The following is a 26,564-nucleotide window of genomic DNA, read 5'->3' as shown; positions in this document are numbered from 1 at the left end:
GCTTGATCTCTGTGCTCTAGTAGCACGATGCTCTGGCCCAGGTCGGAGTCCTCGGGATACATCTGTCAGCGACAGCAAAGGAATCAGCGCGTGGCCACCAGCCACAAGCGGGAAACCGCGCGACGTACGCCCCGGGCCGCCCTCCTGGCCGGCTCGCTCGCCGTCCTGGCGACCACTGCGGTCGTCACCACCGGAGTCCTCGGCTCCTCCGAGCCCCCTGCCGACCTCGTCGCGCTCGACCGCGCCAAGGCCGCCTCCGGCTCGATCGAGGACCAGGCCCCCCGCGAGATCCCCGTGATCTCCCGCAGCGCCGACCGCTCGGCCGACGCCGTCGGGACGCGCCTGGACCGGATGCTGGCGACGCCGGCGGTCACCAAGGCCGTCAAGAACGCCGACACCCGCCGCTGGACGACGGCGCCCCTCAACCTCTGGACCCGCCCTGACAAGCGCGGCAAGCAGGTCGGCGAGCTCGAGGAGGGCGACAAGGTCGTCCTCACCGGCCGCCGCTACGCCGACCGCGCCGAGGTCGTCGTCGACGGCAAGGCCCGCTGGGTCACCGACGGCTACTTCAGCGACGAGAAGCCGGCCACCCTCGGCGGTGCGTGCACCAACGGCACCACCGTCCCGGACTCGGTCAGCGCCAGCATCAAGAAGGTCCACCAGGCCGTCTGCGCCGCCTTCCCCGACGTCAGCGTCTACGGCACGATCCGCGGCGCCTCGATCTCCGGCGACCACGAGACCGGCCGCGCGGTCGACATCATGATCTCGGGTGCGCGGGGCTGGCAGATCGCGGAGTTCGTGCGCGAGAACTACGCGGTGCTCGGCGTCTCCTACATCATCTACTCCCAGAAGATCTGGTCGGTCGAGCGCTCGGGCGAGGGCTGGCGCGGGATGTCCAACCGCGGCTCCGTCACGGCGAACCACCTCGACCACGTGCACGTCTCGGTCTACTGACCCAGCAGCACGTACGACGCCCGCCCCGGCCGCACCGGCCGGAGCGCGGTCGCCCGCTCGGCCGCGCCGTCCAGCCCCAGCCGCACCACCGCACCCCGGCCGGACCGCTCGACGAGCACGAGCAGGCTCCGCTCGCCCTCCCAGACCACGCTCGACGGGTCGGCACCCACCGGCAGGTCGAGCCCGGCCCGCGCTGAGCCGTCGGCGCTGCGCAGCACCTGGAGCCGCCGGCCCTCGACCGCGAGCACCGACGACCCGTCCGGGCTGAACCACGACAGGTCGCCCGTGGTGGCCCGCCACCGGACGCTCCCGCGCGCGTCGATCACCAGCCGGGCCCGGTCGCCGCGCCGGCCGACGAGCAGCCCGCCGCGTGCGCTGACGTCGAGGACCCGGTCGACGCCGGGGATGCGGACCGGCGCGCCGTCGTACCCGGTACGCCAGGCGCCGTCCTGGAACCCGCGGTTGTGGACCACTTCGCGGCCCAGGAAGCCGACCACCTGAGCCACACCCGGGCCGATCGGCCGGACCACCTCGCCGGAGCCGTCCGCCGCGGCCCGGTGCACCGCGCCCACCGACCGGTCCTCGCTCTCGGGGCAGCGCAGGGTCACCCAGGCGACGTACCGGCCGTCGGGGGAGGCGACCGGCGTCCCGCCGGCGCAGCGCGAGCCGTCCACGCGCCGCCCGCGCCGGACCAGCGCGAGCCCGTTGGTCCCCTCGAAGTAGGTCGCGTCCGCCACGAGCAGCCCGTCCGCGTAGGGGACGACCCCGCTCACCCCGCGCCCTCCGCCCGGGAGCCTCCACGTGTGCCCCGGCGTGACGTAGCGGCGGCCGTCGACGTACGGCACCGCCGGCGCCGGACCCTCCGGGAGGTCGGCCCAGGAATCGGCTGGCGCGGGCGCCGCCGCGGGGGAGTCGTCGCACCCCGCGAGCGCCAGGACGCCGAGCACGAGGAGGGTCAGGAGCCGGGCCATGCCGAGATGACGCCCGGGCCGGGCCCGCGGTTGTCCGGCGCTCGATAGGGTCGGCCCGTGGACCCCGTCGAGCAGCGGTACGACGCGCACGCGCGCGAGCGGATCGTGCCCGAGCCGCCCAAGCGGGTCGAGGCGCCCGAGCGGCTGGCGTTCGAGCGGGACCGGGCGCGGGTGGTGCACGCGGCGTCGTTCCGGCGGTTGGCCGCGAAGACCCAGGTGGTGGGCCCGCAGAGCGACGACTTCGTCCGCAACCGGCTCACCCACAGCCTCGAGGTCGCCCAGATCGCGCGCGACCTGTCCCGGGCGCTCGGCACCCACCCCGACATCACCGAGACGGCCGCGCTCGCGCACGACCTCGGCCACCCGCCGTTCGGCCACAACGGCGAGCGCGCGCTCGCGGCGCTGGCCGGGGACGTCGGCGGCTTCGAGGGCAACGCCCAGACGCTGCGGCTGCTGACCCGGCTCGAGGCCAAGACGGCCGACGCCGGGCTCAACCTGACCCGGGCCACCCTCGACGCCTGCACCAAGTACCCGTGGGGTCCCGGTGAGGCTGGCACCCCCAAGTTCGGCACGTACGACGACGACCGCGCCGCGTTCGCCTGGGTCCGCAAGGGCGCGCCCGAGCGCCGCCAGTGCGTCGAGGCCCAGGTGATGGACCTCGCCGACGACGTCGCCTACTCGGTCCACGACGTCGAGGACGGCACGGTCGCGGGCAAGATCGACCTCACCCGGCTCGACCCGGCGGCGGTCTGGGAGACGGTGCGCGCCTGGTACCGCCCCGGCGCGACCGATGCCGAGCTCGACGCGGTGCTCGAGCGGCTGCGCGCGGTCGGCAGCTGGCCCCGGGCGTCGTACGACGGCCGCCGGGGGAGCCTGGCCGCGCTCAAGAACCTCACCAGCGACCTGATCGGCCGCTTCTGCGGCGCCGTGCAGGAGGCGACCTTCGCCGCGAGCGAGGGCCCCTTCGTGCGCTACGCCGCCGACCTGGTCGTGCCCGCGGACACCTGGGCCGAGATCACGGTGCTCAAGGGCGTGGCCGCGCACTACGTCATGGAGGACGCCTCGCACCGCGCCCAGCTCACCCGGCAGCGCGAGCTGCTCACCGAGCTGGTCGTGGTCCTGCTCGACCGGGGCAGCGACGCCCTCGACGAGACGTTCGCCGCCGACTGGCGGGCCGCGGCCGACGACGCCGCCCGGACCCGGGTCGTCATCGACCAGGTCGCCTCGCTCACCGACGCGAGCGCGGTGGCCTGGCACGCCCGCCTGGTCGGCTAGCCCTCCGCAGCCCGGAAAACGAACCAGCCGGCCGCAGCACGTGCTGCGACCGGCCGGTGCGAGGTCAGGGGCCGGAGATCAGCCGGTGACCGGGACGTGCGACTCGACGGGCGTCGGGGACGGCGCCTCGCTCGGGCTCTCGCGGTCGGTGGTCACCTCGCCGCAGGTCGCCGAGGCGATCGTGAGGTCGATCTGGCCGAGCAGGTTGAGGTGCAGCGCGTTGACGGTGAAGGTGCCGTCGGCGTTGGCGATCTGCTCGTTGGCCGTGATGGTCACGACGCCGGGGATCTCGACCTTGGCGTTGGGCTCGGTGACCGGGATGTTGACGGGGAGGCCCAGCGCCTTCAGGTCGGCGATGGTGGTCTTGCCCGTGTCGCCGGTGCACTCGGCGATGACGGTGCCGGCGTTGACGATCTTGGTCCGGCCGGCCAGCACGTCGCACAGCCCGTTGAGCTGGAGGCTGGTCAGGTTGCCGAGGTCGAGGGCGCCGAGCAGGCTCAGGTTGAGCGGACTGCCGTCGGTGGCGTCGCTGATCGTCTTGAGGACGCCGTTGAGCTGGGTCAGCAGCGGCCCGACGACCTGCTGGTTGATCGGATCGGTCAGCGGGCCGAGTGCGTCGACGATCGTCTTGCAGACGTTGTCGAGCTGGCTCTTGACGTCGGGGGGCAGCTGCGAGAGCAAGCCGTCGCCCACGCCGAGGCCGGTCACGTTGGCCGAGGCGTTGCCGTTCTTGGCCTTGACCTGGACCACGCCGCCGGAGAGCAGCGGGTTGAGCGTGTCGGTGTCGATCAGCTCGTCGGTGACCTCGGTGCCGTTGGTCGAGACGACCGAAGGGAGCTTGTCGATCGCGGTGTTGTCGGCGATCGTCAGCTCGAGGCCGAAGGCGGACGACGGGTTGCCCGCCGCGGTGGCGGAGCCGCCTCCGAGCAGGGCGACCGAGGCCGCTCCCGTCACGAGCAGGAGAGCGCCGGCCACCGGGGCCAGGTGCCGCTTGATCTTCATGGTGTTCCCTTCATCTTCTTCACTTGCTCGGCAGTCCGGGGGAGGGGCGCCGTCGGGGGTTCGGGGGGAGCGGTCGGTGGTGGGGGCCGGGGATCAGTCCTCGTCGACGATCACGGGGGTGCCGATCGGGACGGTGCGGAGCAGCGCGAGGGCGTCATCGGGCACCCGCACGCAGCCGTGGCTGATCGCCTTGCCGAAGACGGCCGGGTCGGTCCAGCCGTGCAGGGCGACCGTGCCCGGGCCGCCGCCGTAGGAGTCGAGGGTGTCGCTGTGGGTGCCCAGCGGCAGGATCACCGGCGAGAACGGCTGCTTGTCGTCGACGATCTGGCCCAGGACGAAGGTGCGTCCCACGGGCGTCGGGGTGCCGGAGGCGCCGACGGCGACCGTCCAGGTGCCGATCAGCTCGCCGTCCTGGACCAGCTCCAGCGAGCGCGCGCCGAGGTGCACGCGGATGACGTACGGGCTGTGCGCCTCGGTCAGGTCGGCGGAGCGGATCCACCCGGTCGAGCCGTTCGGCTTGGACGGCAGCAGCACCTGCACCCAGTCGCGGTTGCGCGTGATCACCGGGAACCAGGCGTCGCCGAACTGCTTCGGCCCGACCTTGCCGAACGCCGTGCCGTCGGGCTTGTCGTACAGCGCGGTCATCCGCTGGGGGTGCACCACGGTGCCCTTGGGCGTCTTCGTGGGCCGGGGGTCCTTCGGCGCGGTCTTGATCGTGGTCATCGTCGAGCTCAGCGGCAGGGACTTCAGCGTGGCCGCCTTGACCGGGGCCGCGCTCGGCCGGGTCGGCGCGTCGTTCCCGCCGTCCTTGAGGACCAGCACCAGGGCCGAGATCGCGAAGAGGAGCGCGACGAGGACCACCGGCCAGCTGCCGCGGTCGCTGCGCGCTGATGGCTGCTCCATGCTCGGTCCCTCCCCGAACTCCCAATTCCCCATGACCCTTCGTGCGGTCCTCCCCGCGCTCTCAACGACGCAGGGGCGACGAAGGTCACGCTCAGGCTCGCCTCAATTCCTCTCCGGGTCACTGAGAGCGGCGCTGGCCGCAGCGCCCGGGGACCTCCTCAGTAGGATCGAGGGCATGGCCGGACGGATTCGTGACGAGGACATCGCCGCGGTCCGTGAGAAGGCCCGGATCGACGAGGTCGTGGCCAGCTATGTCACCCTCCGCAACGCCGGCGGCGGCTCGCTCAAGGGCCTGTGCCCGTTCCACGACGAGAAGTCGCCGTCCTTCCACGTCACGCCCGCCCGCGGCTTCTTCCACTGCTTCGGCTGCCAAGAGGGCGGTGACATCTTCACCTTCCTGATGAAGATCGACGGCCTCACCTTCGGCGAGGCGGTCGAGCGGATGGCCGACAAGTACGGCATCCAGCTGCGCCGCGACGAGTCCGGGTTCGACGAGCAGCGGCCCAAGGGCCCCCAGCGACGCCGGCTCGTCGAGGCCCACGCGGTCGCCCAGGAGTACTACGCCGAGCAGCTCGGCACCCCCGAGGCGCTCGCGGCCCGCACGTTCCTGGCCGAGCGCGGCTTCGACCAGCAGGCCGCCCTCACCTTCGGCATCGGCTTCGCCCCTCGCGACGGCGAGGCGCTGTGGCGCCACCTGTCGGGGCGCAAGTTCAGCTCCGAGGAGGTCATCGCCGCCGGCCTGGTCGCGATGGGCCGCTCGCTCTACGACCGCTTCCGGGGCCGGCTGCTGTGGCCGATCCGCGAGACCAACGGCGACACCATCGGCTTCGGTGCCCGGCGGATCTTCGACGACGACCGGATCGACGCCAAGTACCTCAACACTCCCGAGACCCCGATCTACAAGAAGAGCCAGGTCCTCTACGGCATCGACCTGGCCCGCAAGTCCATCGCGATGAGCTCCCAGGCGGTCATCGTCGAGGGCTACACCGACGTGATGGCCTGCCACCTCGCCGGCGTCGGTACGGCGGTCGCCACCTGCGGCACCGCCTTCGGCGACGACCACGCCCGGGTGCTGCGCCGCTTCCTCGACGACCACGCCGAGCTGCGCAGCGAGGTGGTCTTCACCTTCGACGGCGACGAGGCCGGCCAGAAGGCCGCGCTGCGCACGTTCGAGGGCGACCAGCGCTTCGTCTCCCAGACCTACGTCGCGGTCGCGCCCGAGGGCATGGACCCCTGCGAGTTGCGGATCAAGGACGGCGACGCCGCGGTGCGCGAGCTCGTCGCCAGCCGCCGCCCGCTCTACCGCTTCGTCCTCGAGAACGTGATCGGCCGCTACGACCTCGACCGCGCCGACAGCCGGGTCGACGCGCTGCGCGAGGGCGCCAAGCTGGTCGCGAGCGTCCGCGACAAGTCCAAGGTCGACGCCTTCGCCCGCGAGCTGGCCGGCATGGTCGGCGTCGACATGGAGCAGGCCCGCGCCGAGGTACGCCGCGCCGCCGCCCGGGGGCCCGCGCCGGCGTCCGGGGGCCGCGACCGCGCTCCCCAGCACTCCCCGGCACCCGCCCCGGCCGCGCCGGCGCGCGCCGCCGTACCGGACCTGCGCGACCCGCGCTTCGGCATCGAGCGCGCCACCCTGCGGGTGGTCCTCCAGCACCCGCTCGCCATCGGCCGCACGTCCACCGACATCGGCGCCAACGACTTCACCCACCCGACCTACCGCGCGGTGTGGGAGCTCATCGACGCCGCGGGCGGCACGGTCGCGGGCCAGAACGACCCGGGCTGGGTCTCCAAGATCCGCGAGTCGGCCGGCGAGCCCGAGCTCTCCTCGCTGGTCAGCGCGCTGGCCGTCGAGCCGATCCCGCTGCACCGCGAGGTCGACGCCGGCTACGTGGCCCACCACATCCACCGGCTCCAGGAGCTCACCGTGCTGCGCCGCATCGACGAGGTGCGCTCACGGCTCCAGCGGACCAACCCGCTCGACAACGCCACCGACTACAACAAGATGTTCGGCGAGCTGGCCGCGCTCGAGGAGCGTCGCCGGAACCTGCGCGAGAAGATCGCGGGAGCGCCGTGAGGTTCCCACCGATCGCCTCGCGCCGCCCGCCGTTCCCCGTCGGACCGGGGGAGCGGCTGCTGGCCTGGGCGCCGGTGCGCGCCCCCGCGGAGGGGCAGCCGCACCTGGTCGGCGGCACCCGCGACGCGCTCTACGTGCCCGACCGGATCCCGTGGGAGCAGGTCGCGAGCGCCGACTGGGACAACGAGACCGACACCCTGCGGGTGGTCGAGGTCGGCTCCTTCGGTGAGCCCGCGCCCGTCCACGCCGTCGTCCTCGGCGACGCCGCCCGGCTGCTCCAGCTCGTCCGGGAGCGGGTCACCGCCAGCATCGCCGTCCAGCGCCACGTGCCGGTGGCCGGCCGCCGCTCCGTGCGGATCCTCGCCCGGCGCCCACCGGGCACCCACGCCGAGCTCTCCTGGTTCGTCGAGTACGACGACGGCCTCGACCCCGCCGATCCGGCGGTCGCCGCGGTGGTGCAGGAGGCGCTGGCCCTCGCCCGCGCCGACGTCGGCGAGTGACCCCCCTCGATTTCGGGCCGCGGCGCCGGTCTTGCTAGTGTTTCCCCGCTCCACCGCGAGGCGGAGCAGCAACAATCCCCCGTAGCTCAACTGGCAGAGCATTCGACTGTTAATCGAAGGGTTACTGGTTCGAGTCCAGTCGGGGGAGCAGGTCACGAGGCCCCGTCGGAGTCATCCGGCGGGGCTTCGTCGTTGCCGGGGCCGGTGCGCTGGCAGGAGCCGCGGATCACTGTTGAACGAAGGCAACCAAACCGCGCTCCGCAGCGTCTTAACGACCGTACGGTGTCGCGGTGAACAGGGGAGGAAACGGATGCGTGCGTCCGTCGTGAAGGCGTCGGTGGTCCTGGTGGGGGTCCTCGCGGCGGTGACGGTGCTGGTCGCGGTCCTCCAGGGAGGCGACGGGCCGACCCGTCCGGCCGCCGGGGAGCCGACCCGGTCGGCCGTCGGCCCCGAGGGCGGCGTCGCCCGCCCGCCGGTGCCCTCGATGACGCCGGTACGGCTGCCCGACAAGCCCAATGTCGTCGTGGTGATGGCCGACGACATGCGCGTCGACGACCTCGCGTTCGCCCCGCACCTGCGCAAGCTCGTCGCGCGCCAGGGCGTCACCTTCGAGAACTCCTTCTCGCCCTACCCCCTGTGCTGCCCGGCCCGGGCGTCGTTCCTGACCGGCGAGTACGCCCACAACCACAAGGTCTTCTGGCACGACCCGCCTTACGGCTACGGCGCCTTCGACGACTCGCGCACGCTCGGGACGTCGATGACCGCGGCCGGCTACCGCACCGGGTTCATCGGCAAGTACCTCAACCGCTACGGCTCGGCGACCTCCAAGGTGAGCGGGGAGCCGTCGTACCGGTTCGTGCCGCCGGGCTGGACCGACTGGCGCGCGGCCGTCGAGAACCCGGGGAACGCCGGCTTCCACGGCCAGACCTACGACTACTTCGACACGCCGTTCAACGTCAACGGCACGATCGACAACCGCTACCGCGGCGTGTACCAGAGCGACGTGATCGGCGACTTCTCCGTCGCGATGGCCCGCCGGTTCGCGGCCAAGCCCGACCCCTTCTTCATGTACGTCAACTACGTCGCCCCGCACCACGGCGGCCCGATCGAGCCCGACGACCCGGCCCGGGTGCGCAGCGCGCGCGGCAACCTGGTCCGGCTGCCCACCCCGGCCCGGCCCGACTGGGTCAAGGGGAAGTTCAACCGGACCATCGACCGCCCCGCCGGGTTCGCCCGCACCGGAAAGGTGCTCGAGCGCGACCGGCACGACAAGCCGATCCCCGTGCAGCGGCGTACCCAGGACCTGGGCCCGCGCGACCGTGCCGCCCTGCGCAATGTGACCCGCCAGCGCGCCGAGGCGGTCCACGTCATGGACCGCAACATCGCCCGGCTGATCCGCGAGCTCAAGCGCTCCGGTGCCTGGGAGAACACGGTCTTCGTGTTCACCTCCGACAACGGCCTGCTGCTGGGCGAGCACGGCTTCCAGATGGTCAAGGTCTGGGCCTACGAGCCGTCGCTGCGCGTCCCGCTGCTGGTGACCGGCCCCGGCCTGCGCACCGAGCAGAAGCGCTACGACCCGATCTCCACGGTCGACCTCAGCGCGACCCTGCTCGACCTGGCCGACGCCGACCCGCCGCGCCCGGCCGACGGCATCAGCCGGGTGCCGACCCTCGAGCGGGGCGACCAGGGCTGGACGACGCCCATCGTCTCGGAGGCGATGAACACCTCGACGGGCAACGACCCCGCGTTCACCGACCCCCGCACGACGATCGGCATCCGGGTCTCGCGCTACTCCTACACCCGCTTCCGCAACGGCGGCGGCGAGCTCTACGACATGGTCGAGGACCCGCGCCAGGACCACAACGTCTTCCACAACCCGGCCTACGCCGCGGTCCGCGAGGAGCTCGACCGGCTCTGGCCCACGCTCAAGGACTGCGCGGGTGCCACCTGCCGCACGCCGCTGCCGCCGGTGCTCGCCGCCGACGCGGCGACCAACGCGGCCTCGACCGACGCCTACTGGACGGCGATCGACCGGGCCTACGGCTGGCGCTAGGGCGTGTCTCTCACGTCTGCGCCTGCTGCGCGGCGTTTGCGACTCGATCTGGCGGCGTTCTCGCCGACTCGACGGGCCTCCGGCCCGCCTTCGCGACTCGGCCTTGCCAGATCGGCCGCAAACGCCGCTCGCGACGGCGCGGACGTGAGAGACACGCCCTAGCCGTTGGCGGCGCCACCGCTGCTGTCACTGCTGCTGCCGGACGAGCCGCTGCCGTCGCTCTGACCCTGCTGCTCGGGGACGGTGCCCGGCGGGACCTGGCTGCTCCCCGGAGGCGCGAACCGCTGGCCGTTGCCGTCGCCCATGCCACCGCCGCCACCGCCACCACCGGGGAAGCGGCCGCTGCCGGGGCCCTGCATCCACTCCGGGCGTCCGGAGCGGTCGGGGCCGTCGTCGTGGCCGGCCACGAGCGCCGTACCGGCGCCCGCGCCGGCGCCCAGCACCACCCCGGCCACGCCGACCGCGAGCAGCGAGCGCAGCGTGAAGGCCCGGTCGCGCCAGCGCTGCTTGAGCACGGGGGGCGGTCCGGCCGGGGGCGGGCCCAGGGGAGCGGCCTCGGTGGGGGGAGCGGCCTCGGCCGCGGCGGGCGCGGCGGGCTCGACAGGCTCGGGGGCCTCGGGCGTGGGGGACTTCTCGTTGTCGGTCATGCAGCCACGGTGGCTCCGCACCCTGTGCGGAGTCTGTGCCCGGCCGATGGGTTGGACATGGAACGACCCCACAAGGTCCTCACAGGAACAGCACAGGTTGGTGGCACAGTCTGGTGCCATGACCGAGTCCGCCACCCGCCCTGACGGTACGCCGCTGCGCGCCCTCGTCGTCGACGACGAGGTCAACATCGCCGAGCTGGTCGCGATGGCGCTGCGCTACGAGGGCTGGGCCGTCGAGACCGCTCACACCGGCGGCGAGGCGGTCGCCGCCGTCCGCGGGCAGAGCCCGGACGTCGTCGTGCTCGACATGATGCTGCCCGACTACGACGGGATGGAGGTCCTGCGCCGGATCCGCGCCGACGACCCGAGCGTCCCGGTCCTCTTCCTCACCGCCCGCGACGCGGTCGAGGACCGGGTCGCCGGGCTCACCGCCGGCGGCGACGACTACGTGACCAAGCCGTTCTCCCTCGAGGAGCTGGTCGCCCGCCTCCGCGCGCTCGTCCGCCGCGCTGGCACCGCCGTCGAGCAGAGCCGGTCCACGCTCGTCGTCGGGGACCTCGTGCTCGACGAGGACAGCCGCGAGGTCACCCGCTCGGGTGCGGAGATCGCGCTGACCGCGACCGAGTTCGAGCTGCTGCGCTACCTGATGCGCAACCCGCGCCGGGTGCTGAGCAAGGCCCAGATCCTCGACCGGGTCTGGAACTACGACTTCGGCGGCCAGGCCAATGTCGTCGAGCTCTACATCTCCTACCTGCGCAAGAAGATCGACGCCGGCCGCGAGCCGATGATCCACACCATGCGCGGCGCGGGCTACGTGCTGAAGCCGGCGGCCGGGTGAACCGGATGAGCCCGATGAGCCGGATGCACCGGATCGCGGAGCGGCTCGTCCCCCGTTCGCTCACCGCGCGCCTGGTCGTGACCGCGGTGACCCTGGTCGCCGTGGTCTCGCTGCTCGTCGGGACGGTGACCACCCTCGGCATGCACGCCTGGCTGACCAGCCGGCTCGACTCCGACGTCGCCGCGCTGGCCCGTCCGGGACCGCGCCCCGCGATGGACCCCTCGTCCGGGCAGCGGGTCTTCGGCGCCGAGGGTGCCATCACCGCCCTGTTCGCCGACACCGACCGCAGGGGCGAGGTGGTCATGCTGACGAGCACCGGTCTCCGGACGCGCGAGCTCGACGACGACGTCCTCGACGTCCTCGCCCAGGCACGCAGCGAGCCGAGCACCCTCGACCTGCCGGGGCTCGGCAGCTACCGGGTCCGGAAGGTGCGGACCCAGGTCGACCAGGTGACCATGGTCGTCGGGCTGCCCACCGACACCGTCGACGACGCCACCTCGTCCCTGGTCCGGCTCGAGCTCGTGCTCGGCCTGCTCGCGATCGTCGCGGCGGGCCTGGTCGGCACCGCCGTCGTACGCCGTCAGCTGCGTCCGCTCACCGAGGTCGCCGCGACCGCCCACGCCGTCTCGGAGATCCCGCTCGACGAGGGCGAGATCGGCATCACCGAGCGGGTGCCCGCGCACCTCACCGATCCGCGTACCGAGGCCGGCCAGGTCGGTCTCGCCCTCAACCAGCTCCTCGCGCACGTCGAGTCGTCGCTGTCCGCGCGCCACCGCAGCGAGCAGCAGGTCCGCCAGTTCGTCGCGGACGCCTCCCACGAGCTGCGCACCCCGCTGACCACGATCGCCGGCTACACCGAGCTGGCCCGGCGCCGCGGGGACGCCGACACGTCCGCGGTCGCGCTGGCCAAGGTGGAGGAGGAGGCGGCGCGGATGACCGCGCTCGTCGAGGACCTCCTGCTCCTGGCCCGCCTCGACGCCGGCCGCCCGCTGGTCGCCGAGCCGGTCGACCTGACCCGCCTCCTCCTCGAGGCCGTGGACGACGCCCGGGTGGTCGCGCCCGACCACCGCTGGCGGATCGTGATGCCGCCCGATGGCGTACCTGTCGAGGTGGTGGGCGACGACAACCGCCTGCACCAGGTGGTGACCAACCTGCTCGCCAACGCCCGCAAGTACACCCCCGCCGGTACGACGGTCACCGTCACCGTCCGCGCCGACGGCTTCGACGTGCACGACGACGGCCCCGGCTTCCCGGCCGAGCTCGTGGGCACCGCGTTCGAGCGGTTCACCCGCGGCGACGCCGCCCGCCACCGCGCCGACGGCGTCGGCCTCGGGCTGGCGCTGGTGCAGGCGATCATCAGCGCCCACGGGGGTTCCGTGACGCTGCGCAGCATCCGCGGCGACACCCGGATCAGCGTGCGCCTCGGCCGTTCCGCCCCCGGGGCCGGGTCCGGATCCGGGCTCACAGCCTCCTCATAGAGACAAGCGAGGGGTCGCACAGTCCGGGCCGCCAGTGTCGGGCTCGTGATCCGCAAGCTCCTGCGCCCCCCGCGCACTCCCCGCCGGCGCCTCGTCGCCGGCCTGGTCCTGCTCGTCGTCCTCTCGGCCGGAGTCGGCTCCTGGCTCCTGCTGCGCGACGACAGCCCCGCCGCGGCCGCGCCGACCACGGCGACCGTGGCCACCCAGACCCTCCAGCAGACGGTCAGCGCCAGCGGGACCGTCGCCGCCGCCCGGACCGACGAGCTCGGGTTCGACGCGAGCGGCACCGTCACCCACGTGTACGTCGAGCCCGGCGCCAAGGTCCGCAAGGGCCAGCGCCTCGCGGCCATCGACGACGACGTCCTCCAGGCCGAGCTGAGCGCGGCCCGCAGCGCGCTCTCCGCCGCCCGGACCGCCCGCTCCGAGCACGTCTCCGACGGCGCCTCGGACGAGCAGCTCGCCGCGGACGACGCCGCGGTCCTGGCCGCCGAGTCCAGTCTCGCGCAGGCCGAGGACGCCGCCGCCGGCGCGGTCCTGCGCGCCACCGCCAAGGGCACCGTCACCGCCGTCGGCCTCGCCGTCGGCGACACCGTCGGCGGCTCCGCGAGCCCGTCGGGCGGCGGCTCGTCCGACAGCGGCAGCGGCGGCGGCAGCGACACGGCCACGATCACCGTGGTCTCCAGCGGTCGTTTCGTCGTCGAGGCCACGGTCGCCAGCGGCGACGTCGGCAAGCTGAAGAAGGGCCTCCAGGCGACCCTCACCGTCAGCGGCATCGACGAGCCCGTCTACGGCACCGTCTCCGAGGTCGGCCTCGTCGCCGAGGCCGACGCCAACGGCGCCGCCGCCTTCCCGGTGACCATCGAGGTCACCGACCAGCGCGACGACCTCTTCGGCGGCACCTCCGCCGACGTCTCGATCGTGGTCAGCAGCCGCGCCGACGTCCTCACCGTCGACAGCCGCGCCGTGCGCACCGACGGCGACCAGACCTACGTCGAGAAGGTCACCGACCCCGCCACCGGCGCCACCACCCGCACCGACGTCGAGCTGGGCGAGACCAGCGGGCTCGTCACCGAGGTCGTCTCGGGACTGCAGGCCGGCGACGTCGTCTCGGTGCCCTCCTTCTCGGGTCCCGGCGGCGGGGGCGGCGGCAACCTGGACCAGGCGCCGCAGCGGATGCGGGACTTCCAGCAGGGCGGCGTCGTCATCCCCGGCGGCGGGGTACCCCCGGCCGGCTTCGGCGGTGGCCAGTGAGCGCGCTCATCGAGCTGTCCGGCGTCCGCAAGACCTACCGCTCCGGCAGCGTCGAGTTCGAGGCCCTGCGCGGCATCGACACCACGATCGCCGAGGGGGAGTACGCCGCCGTGATCGGCCCCTCCGGCTCCGGCAAGTCGACGCTGATGAACATCCTCGGCTGCCTCGACGTCCCGACCGAGGGTCACTACGTCCTCGCCGGCGAGGACACCTCCGCGCTCGACGAGGCCGCGCTCGCCGCGATCCGCAACCGCCGGATCGGGTTCGTCTTCCAGCAGTTCCACCTGCTCGCCTCGATGCCCGCGTGGCGCAACGTCGAGCTCCCCCTCGTGTACGCCGGTGTCCCGCGCGCCGAGCGCCGCGAGCGCGCCGTCGCCGCCCTCACCCGGGTCGGCCTCGCCGATCGCGTGGAGAACCGGCCCGGTCAGCTCTCCGGCGGCCAGCAGCAGCGCGTCGCCGTCGCCCGGGCCCTGGTCACCGAGCCGGACCTGCTCCTCGCCGACGAGCCCACCGGCAACCTCGACTCCGCCTCGACCCGCGACGTGCTCGGGCTCTTCGACGAGCTGCACGCCGCCGGGCGCACCATCGTGCTCATCACCCACGAGCCGGACGTCGCCGCCCGCGCCCAGCGCAACCTGGTCATCGACGACGGCCTGATCACCACCGACCGGCGTACCTCCGCCGGCAGCGGGCTGGCAGGTGCCCGATGAGCTGGTGGGAGACGGTCCGCTCGGGACTGGGCGCGATCCGCGCGCACCGCTTGCGCTCGGCGCTGACCGTGCTCGGCATCGTCATCGGCATCTCGTCGGTGATCCTCACCGTCGGCCTCGGCCAGGGTGCCCAGCGCGAGGTCGCGGACCAGATCGACGCGCTCGGCTCGAACCTCCTCATCGTCTCGCCCGGCAGCAGCACCGACGCCGGTACCGGCCGCCGGGGCGGGTTCGGCTCGGCCTCGACCCTGACCGGCGCCGACGCGACCGCGCTGGCCGACCCGGACGCCGTACCGGACGCGGCGGCGGTGGCCCCCGCGACCAACGGCTCGGTCTCGCTCGTCAACGGCGACACCAACTGGACCACCTCGCTCGTCGGTACGACGCCCGCCTGGCTCCAGGTGCGCAGCCGCGAGCTCTCCGCGGGCCGGTTCTTCACCGCCGACGAGGCCGCCCGTGCCGCTGACGTCGTGGTGATCGGCGCCGACACCGCCTCGGAGCTGTTCGGCCCGCGCAGCCCCGTCGGGCAGCAGGTCACCGTCAACGGCGCCCGGCTCACCGTGATCGGCGTGCTCACGGCGTCCGGCTCCACCGCGACCGGCACCAGCGAGGACGACCAGGCCGTCGTCCCGCTGGGCACGGCGAGCCGGCTCACCGGCAGCACCGCGGACACGGTCTCGACCATCTACGTCGAGGCGTCCAGCGAGAAGACCCTCGCCGCGGCGTACCAGGAGGTGCAGGCGCTCCTCGCCACCCGGCACGGCGTGACGACCGCCGACGCGGACTTCTCCATCGCCACCCAGGAGTCCCTCGTCGAGACCGCGAACCAGACCAACCGCACGTTCACCGTGCTCCTCGGCGGTGTCGCCGGGATCTCCCTGCTCGTCGGCGGCATCGGCGTCATGAACATCATGCTCGTCTCGGTCACCGAACGGGTCCGCGAGATCGGCCTGCGCAAGGCGCTCGGCGCGACCCCGCGGGCGATCCGGCGCCAGTTCCTCGTCGAGGCATCCCTGCTCGGCCTGACCGGCGGCCTCGTCGGCGTCCTCATCGGCGTCGTCGGCGCCCAGGTCCTGCCGCACTTCATCGACCAGGCCGTGGCGGTCTCGCTGCTCGCCACCGGCGCCGCCCTCGCCACCGCACTCGCGCTCGGCGTCGGCTTCGGCGTCTACCCGGCCACCCGCGCGGCCCGGCTCACGCCGATCGACGCGCTCCGCAGCGAGTGACCGACCCCGCCCGAACCGCCCGACCCCGCCCGAACCGCCCGACCCCGCCCGTCCCGCTCTCCCAGGAGGCCCGCATGACCTCGATCCCGATCCGTACCGACCGGCCCGTCGCCCTGCTCGCGACCGGCGCCTTCATGGCGCTGGTGCTCGCCGGGTGCGGCAGCGACGACGGCTCCACCCCGGCCGCGGCCGGCACCGCCGGCGCCCGTACCGACGTGCTCGGCGAGGCGCCCGCGGGCGCTGTCCGCCCCGGTACGTCTGGCCAGATCGCCGCCGTCGACGGCAAGGTGCTCCAGGTCCGCAGCCCGATGTCGGGCCAGGTCGCCGTCACCGTGACCGACCAGACCAAGGTGACCGACCAGGTCGCCGGGACGTACGCCGACGTCACCGTCGGCGCCTGCGTCGTGGTGCGCTCGGCCGCCGACCCGGACTCGGCCTCGGCCTCTGCCTCCGCCGGGTCCGGCACCGACACCGAGACCGCGACCACGGCCTCCGCGGTCGCCGTCCAGGCGTCGGGTGACGACGGGTGCGCCGGACCGGGCGGGGGCGAACGCCCTAGCGGCATGCCCACCGACCGCCCCACCGACCGCCCCAGCGACCTGCCCAGCGACCTGACCGGCGGCGCACCCGGCCGGATGGGCGGGGCCGGCTTCGGCGTCCGCGGCGAGGTGACGTCCGTCGCCGACGGCAGCTTCGTCGTCACCAGCCCCGGCCCCGACGGCGACCGGACGGTCACCGTCACCGTCGACAGCACCACGACCTACACCCACCAGGCCGCCGCGACCGCCGCCGCCCTCACCCAGGGCCGCTGCGTCCAGGTATCGGGCGACGCGGACGACACCGGCGCCGTCACCGCGACCGCCATCCAGGTCAGCGACGCCGTGGAGGACCAGTGCGGACGCTGAGCCCCCGCCGGGTCGTCGTACCGCTCGCGGTCCTGGCCGTGCTCGGTACCGGCTTCGCGGCCTACGGCGCCACCACCGGCTCCGCGCCGTCGTACCGGACCGTGGTCGCGCGCGTCGCCGACGTCGAGCAGGTCCTCGACCTGTCCGGCACGATCGAGCCGAGCGGCCGCTCCGACCTGTCCTTCGGTACCGACGGGCGCATCGCCGCCGTCCGTACCGCCGTCGGCCGCAAGGTCGAGCAGGGCGACGTCATCGCCGTCCTGGACCGTACGTCGCTGCGCGCCGCCGTCGACCGCGCCGTCTCCGACCTCGCCGCCGCCCAGGCCCGGCTCGCCGAGGACCGCGCCGCGCAGACGTCCGCCGTCTCCGCCGACGCAGACGTCAGCTCGGGGAGCAGCGGCAAGGCGAGCGGCAAGGGGAGCGGCAAGGGGAGCGGCAAGGCGGCGACCCCGACTCCCTCCACCTCTCCGGCACTGGCGAAGCTCACCCAGCAGCAGGACGCGGTCCTCGCCGCCCAGACCGCCGCCAGTACGGCGCTCGCCGCCTCCGCCGCCGCCCTCACCACCCAGCAGCAGGCCTGCGCCGCGTCCGAGCCGGCCGGCGAGACCCCCACCGACCAGTCCGCCGACCAGTCCGCCGGCCAGCCCACGGACCAGCCCGCCGCGGACGGAGTGAGCGAGGCCTGCGCCACCGCCCTGGCCGCCGTGCAGTCGGCCCAGGCGAAGACCGCCGACGCCCAGCAGTCCCTCCAGGCCGCCCTCCTCGCCCTCGGCAAGACGCTGAGCGCCGCCGCTGCCGACGCGTCCAAGCCCACCCAGACCCCGACCCAGACCCCGACCCAGACCCAGACCCCGACCCAGACGTCGACCCAGCAACCGGCCGCATCCCCGGAAGCGAGCCCGTCCGGCGCGACCCGCACCGTCACCGCCGCCACTCTCGCCGACGACCAGGCGAGCATCGACCGCGCCCGCGCCGACCTCACCCAGGCCCGCGCCAACCTCCGCGCGGCCGTGGTCCGCGCGCCGGCCGACGGCACGGTGACCTCCCTGGGCGTCGCCGCCGGCGACCAGGTCGCCGCAGGCGACACCATCGCCTCGGTGGTCGCGCCGGGCCTGACCACGGTCACCCTCCAGGTGAGCAAGGACCAGGCCGCCCGGCTCCAGGTCGGCGCCACGGTCCAGGTGACCCCGGCCGGCGCGAGCGATCCGCTGGCCGGTGAGATCAGCCGGGTCGCGCACCTGCCCACTGCCTCGAGCGACAGCAGCGCCGACCCGACGTACGCCGTCCAGGTCACCCTCGACCAGCGCGACCTGGCGCTGCCCGAGGGACTCCCCGCGAGCGTCGCCGTCGTGGTCGGCAAGGCCGACGACGTCGTCACCGTCCCGGCCTCGGCGCTCACCGACGGCACGGTCCAGGTGGTGCGCGACGGCGAGGCGGAGCGGGTCCGGGTGACCACCGGGGTCGTCGGCAACACCGACGTGCAGGTCGTGGACGGCCTGGACGCCGGTGACCGCGTGGTGCTCGCCGACCTCGACGCCGACGTGCCGACGGGGGACTCCGAGCAGCGGGGGATCGGCGGGTTCGGCGGAGGTCCGGGCGGCAGCGTCCGGATCAGCGGGCCCGGCGGGATGATGGTGCCGGCCCGCTGAGGAGGGTCCCGCGGGGAAACCCGGTGGCGCCGCGTCCCGCCGTGAGTCACGCTGCCGCCATGACCACCACCACCTGGACGAGCGCGATCTGGGGCACGGCCGCGTTCCGTGCCGAGCTGCGCGACTTCGTGTCCGGTGCGGTCGGTGAGCCGGACCGGATCGAGCTCGTCGCCCACCGGCCGTGGTCGGCGGTGTGGCGGGTCACGGCGGCGGGGCGGACGTCGTACGCCAAGCAGAACTGTCCGGGCCAGGCCCACGAGGCCCGCCTCCAGGTCGAGCTGGCCCGCTGGGTCCCGTCGTACGTCGCCCCGGTGCTGGCCGCCGACCCCGTCCGCGACCTGCTCCTCACCGCCGACCTCGGCCCCACCCTGGCTGCCCGCGGCGGCATCGCCGACATCGACACCTGGTGCCGCATCGTCCGCACGGGCGCCGAGCTCCAGCGCCTCCTCGTCCCGCCCGCGGCCGGCCTCGGCCTGACCCGGATGCTGCCCACCGACGCCACGACGTACGTCGCCGATGCGGTCGGCCGCCTCGGCGCGCTCCCGCCCGGCGACCCCCGCCGCCTCGCGCCCGCCGCGGCTGCCCACCTCGAGGTGCTGCTGCCCGCCGTCGACCGCTGGGCCGACCAGGTCGATGACCTGGGCCTGCCCCTCACCCTGCTCCACAACGACCTGCACGCGGCCAACGTGGTCGCCGGGCCCGACGGCCTGCGCCTCCTCGACTTCGCCGACGCCGTCCTCGGCGACCCCCTCGCCGCGCTGACCGTCCCCCTCACCATGGCCCAGCGCGAGCTCGGCCTGGCCCCCGGCGACCGCGGCCTCCGCCGGATCGCCGACGCCGCGATCGACGTCTGGACCGACCTCGCCCCGGCCCCCGCCCTCCGCGCCGTTCTCCCCGCCGCCCTCCAGCTCGGCCGCCTGGCCAAGGTCGAGTCGTGGCGCCGCTGCGTCGCGACGATGACGCCGGGCGAGCGCCTGGTCCACGGCGCCGCACCCGCCGAGCGGCTGGCCCGCCTCCTGGAGCCGACGCCGATCACGCCCGCGGCCCCACTAGGGTGAGGGCGCACCAGAGGCGGTAGCTCGAGCGTCGGTCCCGGCGCTTGGTTCCGGCAACGCCCAAGGCCCAGCGGCTACGGTCTCTCGACGAGTCCGAGGGGGATCAGCGTGTCCGAGAGCACGGCGGGGAACGGTGGCTGACGTGGTCTCCGCCGTGCACTACCTCGCCACACGCGCCGACCAAGTCGCGTTGCTCGACTACCTGGACGAGCCGAGAGCAGTGTCTCTTCATCGCTGGCCGGTGCTGCCGAGCCAGTCCGAGACACTCCATCGCGACGATGCGTTGATCACGGAGCAGGTGATGGTCGTGCACCGCGACCTCGGTACAGCGATGCCCAACCTCCCGGGGCACAAGGCGATGGAGGCGGCGAACAGGTCCGGTCTGTTCAATCGCCTGAACTGGGAGCGCCTGAGACCAGGACCAGGTGAGAGTCTGGTCGACTCGAACGCGTCACCCGTCCTTCTCTGGACACCGGGAGCAGTTGTCGGCTCGGCGATCTACCTGAGCGCCATCGGGTCTCAGGCAGACGCGATGGGTGCCGTCTCGCCCGAGTACGAGACGTGGGTCCGTCGCGTGATGGGTTGGGTGAGGCGCAGAGGAACCAAAGTGTGGGGCCTGGAGCGCCACGGGATTCGTCCCGACCTCGACATTCGACTCGCGATCGTCAGCAACGTCTACGCCATGCCCGGCGCGCTGGCAGCGCTGGAGCACGGCGGGTATGGCACCGCGCAGTAGCGCGACGAGTAGGCCAGGCGGGACTTGAACCCGCGCGTGGGCGATTATGAGTCGCCTGCTCTAACCAACTGAGCTACTGGCCCGTGTGTGTGGGTCGAACCCTATCCAGCGCCGCCCGTCCAGCGGACACGACGGTGTCGACCGGTCCGTTCGACCTGGCCGCCCACTGAACAACCCGCGGTCGTGTGACCGGAGGGGTCTTCGGGCCGTCGTATCGAGCCCACCCGCCCTACCCAGGCCGTCGTTTTCGGGCCACACTCGTCGGGTGACCCCCGCGACCGTGCTCCTGCTGGCGGCATTGGCCGCCCCGCTCGTCGCCCTGGCTGGCCTCACCGCCGCCGGCGAGCGCCGCCGCTCGCCCCGGTGGGACGTCGCCGTCGTGGCCGGGCTGTTCTTCCCGGTCACCTGGGCGGTCTGGTACGTCCGCGACGGCCGCTGACGGCTGCTGGCTACTCGCCCCACCCCATCGGGAACACCTCGAACGGCGCCGCGAACGTGACGCCGAGGCGGCTGCCGGTGGTGCGGGCCATGCCCTCGAGGAACTCCCGCGGGTCCCAGTTCTCCCACCCCAACCCGTCGATGTACGCCGCGTGCGCCTCGAGCGAGGTCACGCCGGCGTCGAAGGTGGCGGTCGTGTCGACCGCGTGGGTCGACTCGGGGGAGCCGAAGGCCCAGACCTCGCGGACGCCGCCCCAGGGCTCGAGGCCGTCGGTGAGCTGGTCGGCGAAGACCCACCGGTTCCCCGCGTCCCGTACGGCGTCCAGCACCGCGCGCCCCACCGCGATGTGGTCGGCCTGGTTGAGATTGCGTCCGCCCCAGGTGTCGCGGAAGTTGCCGGTGATCACGATGTCCGGCCGGTGCCGGCGGACCGACTCGGCGATCACGGCGCGCAGCGCGACGCCGTACTCGAGGACGCCGTCGGGCTGGTGCAGGAAGTCGACGACATCGACGCCGACGACCGCGGCGGAGCGGACCTGCTCCTCCTCGCGCACGGCGCGGCAGGCGTCGGGGGCGAGGCCGTCGATGCCGGCCTCGCCGCTGGTGACCATGCAGTAGACGACGTTCTTGCCCTGGCCGGTCCAGCGCGCGACCGCGGCGGCGGCGCCGAACTCCATGTCGTCGGGGTGCGCGACGACGCACAGGGCGCGCTCCCAGTCCTCGTTCAGCGGGTCCAGCGGGGCGGGGGTCTCGGCCATGGAGCGAGCATCTCAGCCCGGGCGGCCGGGCGCCACGCCCTACGCTGGCGCCCGTGATCAAGTACCTCGGCTCGAAGCGCACGCTCGTGCCCGTGCTGGGGGAGATGGCCGTGGCGACGGGGGCGCGGACGGCCGTCGACCTGTTCACCGGTACGACGCGCGTCGCCCAGGAGTTCAAGCGGCGGGGGATCGAGGTGACGGCGGCCGACCTGGCGTCGTACTCGGCGGTGCTGAGCGACTGCTTCATCGCGACCGATGCCGACGCGGTCGACCTCGACGCGCTGGACGCCGAGCTGGCCCGGCTCGACGCGGTCACGGGGAGGAGCGGCTACGTCACCGAGACGTTCTGTGAGCGGGCGCGCTTCTTCCAGCCCAAGAACGGCCGCCGGATCGACGCGATCCGCGACGCGATCGAGCGCGACCACCCCGAGGGGAGCCCGCTGCGGCCGGTGCTGCTGACGAGCCTGATGCTCGCCGCGGACCGGGTCGACTCGACCACGGGCGTGCAGATGGCCTACCTCAAGCAGTGGGCGCCGCGCGCGCACGCCGACCTCCGGCTGCGCCGTCCCGACCTCCTCCCCGGCCCCGGTACGACGCAGCGCGGTGACGCGATGGTCCTCGTCGACGACCTGCCGGCCACCGACCTCGCCTACGTCGACCCGCCCTACAACCAGCACCGCTACTTCGCGAACTACCACATCTGGGAGACCCTCGTCCGCTGGGACGCCCCCGAGCACTACGGCATCGCGTGCAAGCGCGTCGACGTGCGCGAGCGGCGTAGCGTGTTCAACAGCCGCCGGACGATGCCGGCCGCGCTCGCCGACCTGCTCGGCCGGCTGCGGGCCGAGGTGGTCGTGGTGTCCTACAACGACGAGGCGTGGGTGACGCCCGACGAGATGACCCGGTTCCTGCGCGACGCGGGCCATGCCGAGGTCGCGCTGCTGGCCTTCGACAGCAAGCGGTACGTCGGCGCGCAGATCGGCATCCACAACGCGGACGGCAAGCGGGTCGGCGAGGTCGGCCGGCTGCGCAACGTGGAGTACCTCTTCGTCGCCGGTCCTCCCGACCGGGTCGCGGCCGCGGTCAGCGCTGGCGAGCCGTCGCTCCCGCGATGAGCAGGCGCTCGCCGCGCTGGACCAGCTGCAAGGTGATGTCCTCGGTCCGCCGTACGCCGCCGGGCAGGGCGTAGCGGTAGGTGTAGCGCACCGACAGCGTCTCCGGCTCGGCCGCGAGCGCGAGGATCTCGGGCTCGCTGATCGCCGCCCACACGTCGCGGTAGCGCGGGCTGCGTGCCTGGTAGTCCCGGGTGAGCAGCGCGTAGCCGCGGTCGGGGTCGGCGCTGGCCAGCGTCACGTAGTCCCGGGCGAACCGCTCGAGCTCGGCGGCGGTCGGGGGCTCGGTGGAGGGTGCGGCCGCCGGCTGCCGCTCCGGTCCCGGGCTCGTGCCCCCGGTGGCCGGCGGGGTGGTGGGGGCGGTGGCCGGCGGCTCGTCGGCCCCGCCGCCGGTGAGGAGCAGCGTCGCGCCGACCGCGCCGAGCGCCGCGATCGCGACGACGCCCGCCAGCACCAGCCCGGCCCCGGCACGGCGGCGCCGTACCGGCGGCGGGGGAGCGATGCGGGCGCGCAGGTAGGCCGCGATCTCCTCGGCGCTGGGCCGCTCGGCCGGGTCCGGCCGGAGCGCGAGCTCGATCACCGGCGCCAGCCAGCCGGCCCGGCGCGGGACCACGTCCCCGGTCGAGGCGAGCTGCCCGGTGGTCGCGTGCAGGAGCAGGGCGCCGAGCGCCCACACGTCCGTGGCCGGACCGGGGACCGCGTCGTGCGGAGCCAGCCGCGGGTCCGCGGAGACGGCACCGTGCACCCGCCCCTCGGCATGGGCGGACGCCACGGCCTCGGCGACGGGCAGTACCCGGCGCGCCGCGTCGTCGTCCTCGCTCACCGAGCCAACGTAACCTCTTGGTGAGGGTTCGCGCGACGAGATCAGGAGGCGTCGTCGATGAGGAGCGTGCCGTCCTGGTCGACCAGGTGCAGCGTCACCCGCTCGGCGACCCGCCCCTTGCCGGGGAAGGTGTAGCGGTACTCGTAGGTCACCGTCATCGCCGCCGGATCGGCCTCGACCGAGTCGAACCGGGGGTTCTTCATCCGCCCCCAGAAGTCGCGGTAGGTGGGGCTGCGCTCCTGGTAGGCGGGGGTCAGCATCGCGAACCCGGCACCGGGGTCCTCGTCCGCCGTGGCGACGTACTGGCGGGCGAACGCGATGAGCGTCTCCCGGCTCGGCGGCTTGGGCGTCGTTGTCGAGGGCGGTGGCGTGGTCGCCGTCGTCCCGGGGTCGCGACCGGCCGCGGGCGGGTCGCCGTCGCCGCGGGTCGCCAGCAGCACACCGCCGAGGACCACGACCAGCACGGCCGCCACGGCCAGCGCCGCGATCAGCCCGACCGGCCGGCGGCGCGGGGCAGCCGGCGCGGCCGGGGCCGCTGCGACGGGCGGCAGGTACGACGTCTGCTCCGCGAGCGTCTCGACCCGCGCCAGGTGGTCGCGCACCGCCGCCATCGAGGGCCGCGCCGCGGGGTCCTTCGTCATCGCCGCCGCGATGAGCGGGCGCAACCAGCCGGCCGACTCGGGCAGCGGCGGGTCCTCGTGCGCGATCCGGTAGACGACGGCCAGCGGACCGTTGTCCCGGTCGTCGTGGTGGTACGGCGGCCGCGCGGTCAAAAGGTGCACGAGCGTGGCGCCGAACGCCCAGACGTCGCTGGCCGGCGTCGCCTGCGCGCCGGTCGCGACCTCCGGGGCGAGGTACGCCGGGGAGCCGGTGACGAGCCCGGTCCGGGTCAGCGTCGCGTCCTCGGCCCCGCGGGCGATGCCGAAGTCGGAGAGCTTCGCGCTCCCGTCGGACCCGGTCAGGATGTTCGACGGCTTCACGTCGCGGTGCACGATCCCGAGCGCGTGCGCCTGGACCAGGGCGTCGGCGACGGGCGCGAGCAGCTGGGCGGCGGCGTCGGGGGAGAGGGGGCCGTGCTCGCGGACCGCGGCCGAGAGGGCGGGGCCGTCGACGTACTCCATGACGAGCCAGGTGCCGTCGGGATCGGTGACCAGGTCGTAGACGGCGACCACGTGGGGGTGGTGCACCTGCGCGGCCAGCCGCGCCTCGCGCTCGGCGCGCACGGCGTCGTCGACGCCGGCGATGGTGCCGATCCGCTTGAGCGCGACCCGGCGGTCCAGGACCTCGTCGTGCGCCATCCAGACCGCGCCGCCGGCGCCTTGGCCGACCGCCCTCCCCAGGGTGTAGCGCCCCGCAATCCTTTGGTTGGTCATCGTGCTCGCAACGTACCCGGGTCCACCGAGTCGAACCCAGTGGGCCCGGGCACCGCCGATGGGGCACCCTTGGAGGCGGGACCGGACCCGGTCCCGCCTCCATCACCACCGCCGAACCGAAAGGACCGACGTGTCCGTCGACCCGAACCTCCTCGCCGATCTCGAGTGGCGCGGCCTCCTGGCCGAGTCCACCGACCGCGACGCCCTGCGCACAGCGCTGAGCGAGGGGAGCGTCCGGTTCTATGTGGGCTTCGACCCGACGGCGCCGAGCCTGCACATGGGCAACCTGGTCCAGATCGTCACCGCGATGCGGCTCCAGCGCGGCGGGCACACGCCGTACGCGCTGGTGGGTGGGGCCACCGGCATGATCGGCGACCCGCGCGACTCGGGGGAGCGCACGCTCAACTCCCTCGACACCGTGCAGGAGTGGACCGCGCGCGTGCGCGGCCAGATCGAGCCCTTCCTCTCCTTCGAGGGGGACAACGCGGCCACGATGGTCAACAACCACGACTGGACCGGCGGGCTGTCGGTCATCGACTTCCTCCGCGACATCGGCAAGCACTTCCCGGTCAACCGCATGCTGGCGCGCGAGACGGTCAAGCGCCGGCTCGAGTCGGGCATCAGCTACACCGAGTTCTCCTACGTGCTGCTGCAGTCGATGGACTACCTGACGCTCTTCCGCGAGCGCGGCGTCACCCTTCAGTTCGGCGGCTCCGACCAGTGGGGCAACCTCACCGGCGGCGTCGAGCTGATCCGCCGCGCCGAGGGCGGCAGCGCCCACGCGTTCGCCACGCCGCTCATCACCAAGGCCGACGGCACCAAGTACGGCAAGACCGAGGGCGGCGCCCTCTGGCTCGACCCGCAGATGCTGGCGCCCTACGCCTTCCACCAGTTCTGGCTCAACGTCGAGGACGAGAAGGTCGGCGAGCTGCTCCGGGTCTTCACCTTCCTCCCGCGCGAGGAGATCGAGGCGCTCGAGGCACGCCATGCCGAGAAGCCCTTCCTCCGCGAGGCCCAGAAGGTGCTCGCCGACGAGGTGACCACGCTGGTGCACGGCAAGGACGAGACCGAGAACGCCAAGGCCGCCGCCCAGGCGCTCTTCGGCACCGGTGACGTCACCGCCCTCTCCGCCGCCACGCTCGAGGCGGCGCTGGGCGAGGCCGGCGCGGTCGACGTCGACGGGGGAGCTGGCATCCCCGATGTCGTCGAGCTGCTGACGCTCACCGGTCTGGCCAAGTCCAAGGGGGAGGCCCGGCGCACCGTCGCCGAGGGCGGCGCCTACGTCAACAACGTGCGCGTGGAGGACCCCGAGCACGTGGCCGACCGGGCCGACCTGATCGGCGGCTCGTGGCTGGTGCTGCGCCGCGGCAAGAAGCGGTTCGCCGGCGTACGGGTGCGCTGAGCCGGCGAGCGCACGACCGGATACCCCCCTGTGGGCGGCCTCCTCGGAGGCCGCCCACAGGCGTCTCTGGAGGCGCTCGCAGCCCCCTGAGGAGGGGGGTGGAGAGGCCTGTGGCCCGGGTCACGTCGTTTCGATTTGTGCTTCTGGCCGGGTGTGCGTAATGTTCTCTTTGTCGCCGGGTGCGGCGGGAAGCAAGACGGCGGTCAGCCGGAGGGCTTCCGGCCCCGCGACCACCAAGTCTCGAACACCTCGTTCGGACGCCGGTCAGAAAAGCAAGTCCACACGGATTTGGCACAGACCGGAGTCAGACACTAAGGTTTCGGACTGCATCAGCTCGAAGAAGAACCGGCAACGGGAAACTTCGAAGCTTGTGATGTTTGAGAACTCAACAGTGTGTCATGCAAATAGATTGTTGTGACGTTTGTGCGTCC

General features: G+C 73.7%; 24 protein-coding genes and 2 tRNA genes. 18 read left to right on the top strand and 8 right to left on the bottom strand.

The genetic code is table 11. From position 1 onward, the window contains the following. The first annotated feature begins 90 nt into the window (after nt 1-90). The gene (locus CCO04_RS24505) at nt 91-954 is read left to right on the top strand and encodes a hypothetical protein (RefSeq protein WP_215816805.1); all 864 of its coding nucleotides are present in this window, start codon (nt 91-93) and stop codon (nt 952-954) included. On the opposite strand, the gene CCO04_RS24500 is transcribed toward CCO04_RS24505, so the two are convergent. Further along, nucleotides 948-1,925, bottom strand: coding sequence for a hypothetical protein (locus CCO04_RS24500; RefSeq protein WP_215816804.1), 978 nt, complete (start codon nt 1,923-1,925; stop codon nt 948-950). The genes CCO04_RS24505 and CCO04_RS24500 overlap by 7 nt on opposite strands. A 57-nt stretch (nt 1,926-1,982) precedes the next feature. On the opposite strand from CCO04_RS24500, the gene CCO04_RS24495 reads away from it, so the two are divergent. Next, nucleotides 1,983-3,200, top strand: a complete 1,218-nt coding sequence (locus tag CCO04_RS24495; RefSeq protein ID WP_215816803.1) for a deoxyguanosinetriphosphate triphosphohydrolase — start codon at nt 1,983-1,985, stop codon at nt 3,198-3,200. A gap of 78 nt (nt 3,201-3,278) precedes the next feature. On the opposite strand, the gene CCO04_RS24490 is transcribed toward CCO04_RS24495, so the two are convergent. Both CCO04_RS24490 and CCO04_RS24485 read right to left on the bottom strand, forming a co-directional pair. Beyond that, nucleotides 3,279-4,202: a choice-of-anchor P family protein gene (locus CCO04_RS24490; RefSeq protein WP_215816802.1), complete on the bottom strand. Its 924-nt coding sequence runs from the start codon at nt 4,200-4,202 to the stop codon at nt 3,279-3,281. Between the two features lie 93 nt (nt 4,203-4,295). Continuing rightward, nucleotides 4,296-5,105, bottom strand: a complete 810-nt coding sequence (locus CCO04_RS24485; protein ID WP_215816801.1) for a L,D-transpeptidase — start codon at nt 5,103-5,105, stop codon at nt 4,296-4,298. Nucleotides 5,106-5,280: 175 nt separating this feature from the next. On the opposite strand from CCO04_RS24485, the gene dnaG reads away from it, so the two are divergent. From dnaG to CCO04_RS24465, 4 genes are all read left to right on the top strand, one after another. Further along, nucleotides 5,281-7,179, top strand: a complete 1,899-nt coding sequence (gene dnaG / locus CCO04_RS24480; RefSeq protein WP_215816800.1) for a DNA primase — start codon at nt 5,281-5,283, stop codon at nt 7,177-7,179. Continuing rightward, the gene (locus tag CCO04_RS24475) at nt 7,176-7,679 is read left to right on the top strand and encodes a hypothetical protein (RefSeq protein ID WP_215816799.1); all 504 of its coding nucleotides are present in this window, start codon (nt 7,176-7,178) and stop codon (nt 7,677-7,679) included. Before dnaG ends, CCO04_RS24475 begins: the two co-directional genes overlap by 4 nt. 75 nt (nt 7,680-7,754) lie before the next feature. Further along, nucleotides 7,755-7,827 (top strand) — tRNA-Asn (locus CCO04_RS24470). 162 nt (nt 7,828-7,989) lie between these two features. Then, entirely contained in the window at nt 7,990-9,732 is a 1,743-nt protein-coding gene (locus CCO04_RS24465) for a sulfatase (RefSeq protein ID WP_215816798.1), read from the top strand. Between the two features lie 158 nt (nt 9,733-9,890). On the opposite strand, the gene CCO04_RS24460 is transcribed toward CCO04_RS24465, so the two are convergent. Then, nucleotides 9,891-10,379: a hypothetical protein gene (locus CCO04_RS24460; RefSeq protein ID WP_215816797.1), complete on the bottom strand. Its 489-nt coding sequence runs from the start codon at nt 10,377-10,379 to the stop codon at nt 9,891-9,893. A 118-nt stretch (nt 10,380-10,497) separates the two neighbouring features. Between CCO04_RS24460 and CCO04_RS24455 the strand changes: the two genes are divergently transcribed. The 9 genes from CCO04_RS24455 to CCO04_RS24415 all read left to right on the top strand — a co-directional run bounded on the left by CCO04_RS24455 (nt 10,498) and on the right by CCO04_RS24415 (nt 20,227). Next, entirely contained in the window at nt 10,498-11,217 is a 720-nt protein-coding gene (locus tag CCO04_RS24455; RefSeq protein WP_215816796.1) for a response regulator transcription factor, read from the top strand. Nucleotides 11,218-11,231: 14 nt separating this feature from the next. Further along, a complete protein-coding gene (locus CCO04_RS24450) occupies nt 11,232-12,695 on the top strand; it encodes a cell wall metabolism sensor histidine kinase WalK (RefSeq protein ID WP_215816795.1) in 1,464 nt (487 codons plus the stop codon). Between the two features lie 45 nt (nt 12,696-12,740). Then, nucleotides 12,741-13,946 carry an efflux RND transporter periplasmic adaptor subunit gene (locus CCO04_RS24445; RefSeq protein ID WP_215816794.1) on the top strand — a complete coding sequence of 402 codons (1,206 nt, stop codon included), beginning with the start codon at nt 12,741-12,743 and terminating at the stop codon, nt 13,944-13,946. Then, the gene (locus tag CCO04_RS24440) at nt 13,943-14,656 is read left to right on the top strand and encodes an ABC transporter ATP-binding protein (protein WP_215816793.1); all 714 of its coding nucleotides are present in this window, start codon (nt 13,943-13,945) and stop codon (nt 14,654-14,656) included. The genes CCO04_RS24445 and CCO04_RS24440 overlap by 4 nt, the downstream gene beginning before the upstream one ends. After that, the gene (locus CCO04_RS24435; RefSeq protein WP_215816792.1) at nt 14,653-15,882 is read left to right on the top strand and encodes an ABC transporter permease; all 1,230 of its coding nucleotides are present in this window, start codon (nt 14,653-14,655) and stop codon (nt 15,880-15,882) included. Before CCO04_RS24440 ends, CCO04_RS24435 begins: the two co-directional genes overlap by 4 nt. Nucleotides 15,883-15,956: 74 nt before the next feature. Beyond that, nucleotides 15,957-16,787 (top strand): DUF5666 domain-containing protein, encoded by an 831-nt coding sequence (locus CCO04_RS24430; protein WP_215816791.1) that lies wholly within the window; start codon nt 15,957-15,959, stop codon nt 16,785-16,787. Then, a complete protein-coding gene (locus tag CCO04_RS29385) occupies nt 16,775-18,436 on the top strand; it encodes an efflux RND transporter periplasmic adaptor subunit (RefSeq protein WP_215816790.1) in 1,662 nt (553 codons plus the stop codon). The genes CCO04_RS24430 and CCO04_RS29385 overlap by 13 nt, the downstream gene beginning before the upstream one ends. Before the next feature lie 59 nt (nt 18,437-18,495). Further along, nucleotides 18,496-19,494: a phosphotransferase gene (locus CCO04_RS24420; RefSeq protein WP_215816789.1), complete on the top strand. Its 999-nt coding sequence runs from the start codon at nt 18,496-18,498 to the stop codon at nt 19,492-19,494. A 130-nt stretch (nt 19,495-19,624) separates the two neighbouring features. Next, nucleotides 19,625-20,227 carry a hypothetical protein gene (locus tag CCO04_RS24415; protein WP_215816788.1) on the top strand — a complete coding sequence of 201 codons (603 nt, stop codon included), beginning with the start codon at nt 19,625-19,627 and terminating at the stop codon, nt 20,225-20,227. A 9-nt stretch (nt 20,228-20,236) separates the two neighbouring features. On the opposite strand, the gene CCO04_RS24410 is transcribed toward CCO04_RS24415, so the two are convergent. Beyond that, nucleotides 20,237-20,310 (bottom strand) — tRNA-Ile (locus CCO04_RS24410). A gap of 182 nt (nt 20,311-20,492) precedes the next feature. Here CCO04_RS24410 and CCO04_RS24405 point away from each other — a divergent pair. Then, entirely contained in the window at nt 20,493-20,666 is a 174-nt protein-coding gene (locus CCO04_RS24405) for a hypothetical protein (RefSeq protein ID WP_215816787.1), read from the top strand. Nucleotides 20,667-20,676: 10 nt separating this feature from the next. Here CCO04_RS24405 and CCO04_RS24400 read toward each other — a convergent pair whose 3' ends face one another. Beyond that, nucleotides 20,677-21,423 (bottom strand): PIG-L deacetylase family protein, encoded by a 747-nt coding sequence (locus CCO04_RS24400; RefSeq protein ID WP_215816786.1) that lies wholly within the window; start codon nt 21,421-21,423, stop codon nt 20,677-20,679. Between the two features lie 53 nt (nt 21,424-21,476). On the opposite strand from CCO04_RS24400, the gene CCO04_RS24395 reads away from it, so the two are divergent. Next, nucleotides 21,477-22,538 carry a DNA adenine methylase gene (locus CCO04_RS24395; RefSeq protein WP_215816785.1) on the top strand — a complete coding sequence of 354 codons (1,062 nt, stop codon included), beginning with the start codon at nt 21,477-21,479 and terminating at the stop codon, nt 22,536-22,538. Here CCO04_RS24395 and CCO04_RS24390 read toward each other — a convergent pair. Both CCO04_RS24390 and CCO04_RS24385 read right to left on the bottom strand, forming a co-directional pair. Beyond that, nucleotides 22,507-23,358 carry a hypothetical protein gene (locus tag CCO04_RS24390; protein ID WP_215816784.1) on the bottom strand — a complete coding sequence of 284 codons (852 nt, stop codon included), beginning with the start codon at nt 23,356-23,358 and terminating at the stop codon, nt 22,507-22,509. The two genes, CCO04_RS24395 and CCO04_RS24390, sit on opposite strands and share 32 nt — an antisense overlap. A gap of 41 nt (nt 23,359-23,399) precedes the next feature. Next, nucleotides 23,400-24,731 carry a serine/threonine-protein kinase gene (locus tag CCO04_RS24385; RefSeq protein ID WP_215816783.1) on the bottom strand — a complete coding sequence of 444 codons (1,332 nt, stop codon included), beginning with the start codon at nt 24,729-24,731 and terminating at the stop codon, nt 23,400-23,402. A gap of 130 nt (nt 24,732-24,861) precedes the next feature. Between CCO04_RS24385 and tyrS the strand changes: the two genes are divergently transcribed. After that, entirely contained in the window at nt 24,862-26,133 is a 1,272-nt protein-coding gene (tyrS, locus tag CCO04_RS24380; protein WP_215816782.1) for a tyrosine--tRNA ligase, read from the top strand. The last annotated feature ends 431 nt before the right edge of the window (nt 26,134-26,564 follow it).

It is taken from the genome of Pimelobacter sp. 30-1, from assembly GCF_018831735.1.
Taxonomy (GTDB): Bacteria; Actinomycetota; Actinomycetes; order Propionibacteriales; family Nocardioidaceae; genus Nocardioides.
This window is presented reverse-complemented; position numbering and strand designations above follow the sequence as displayed.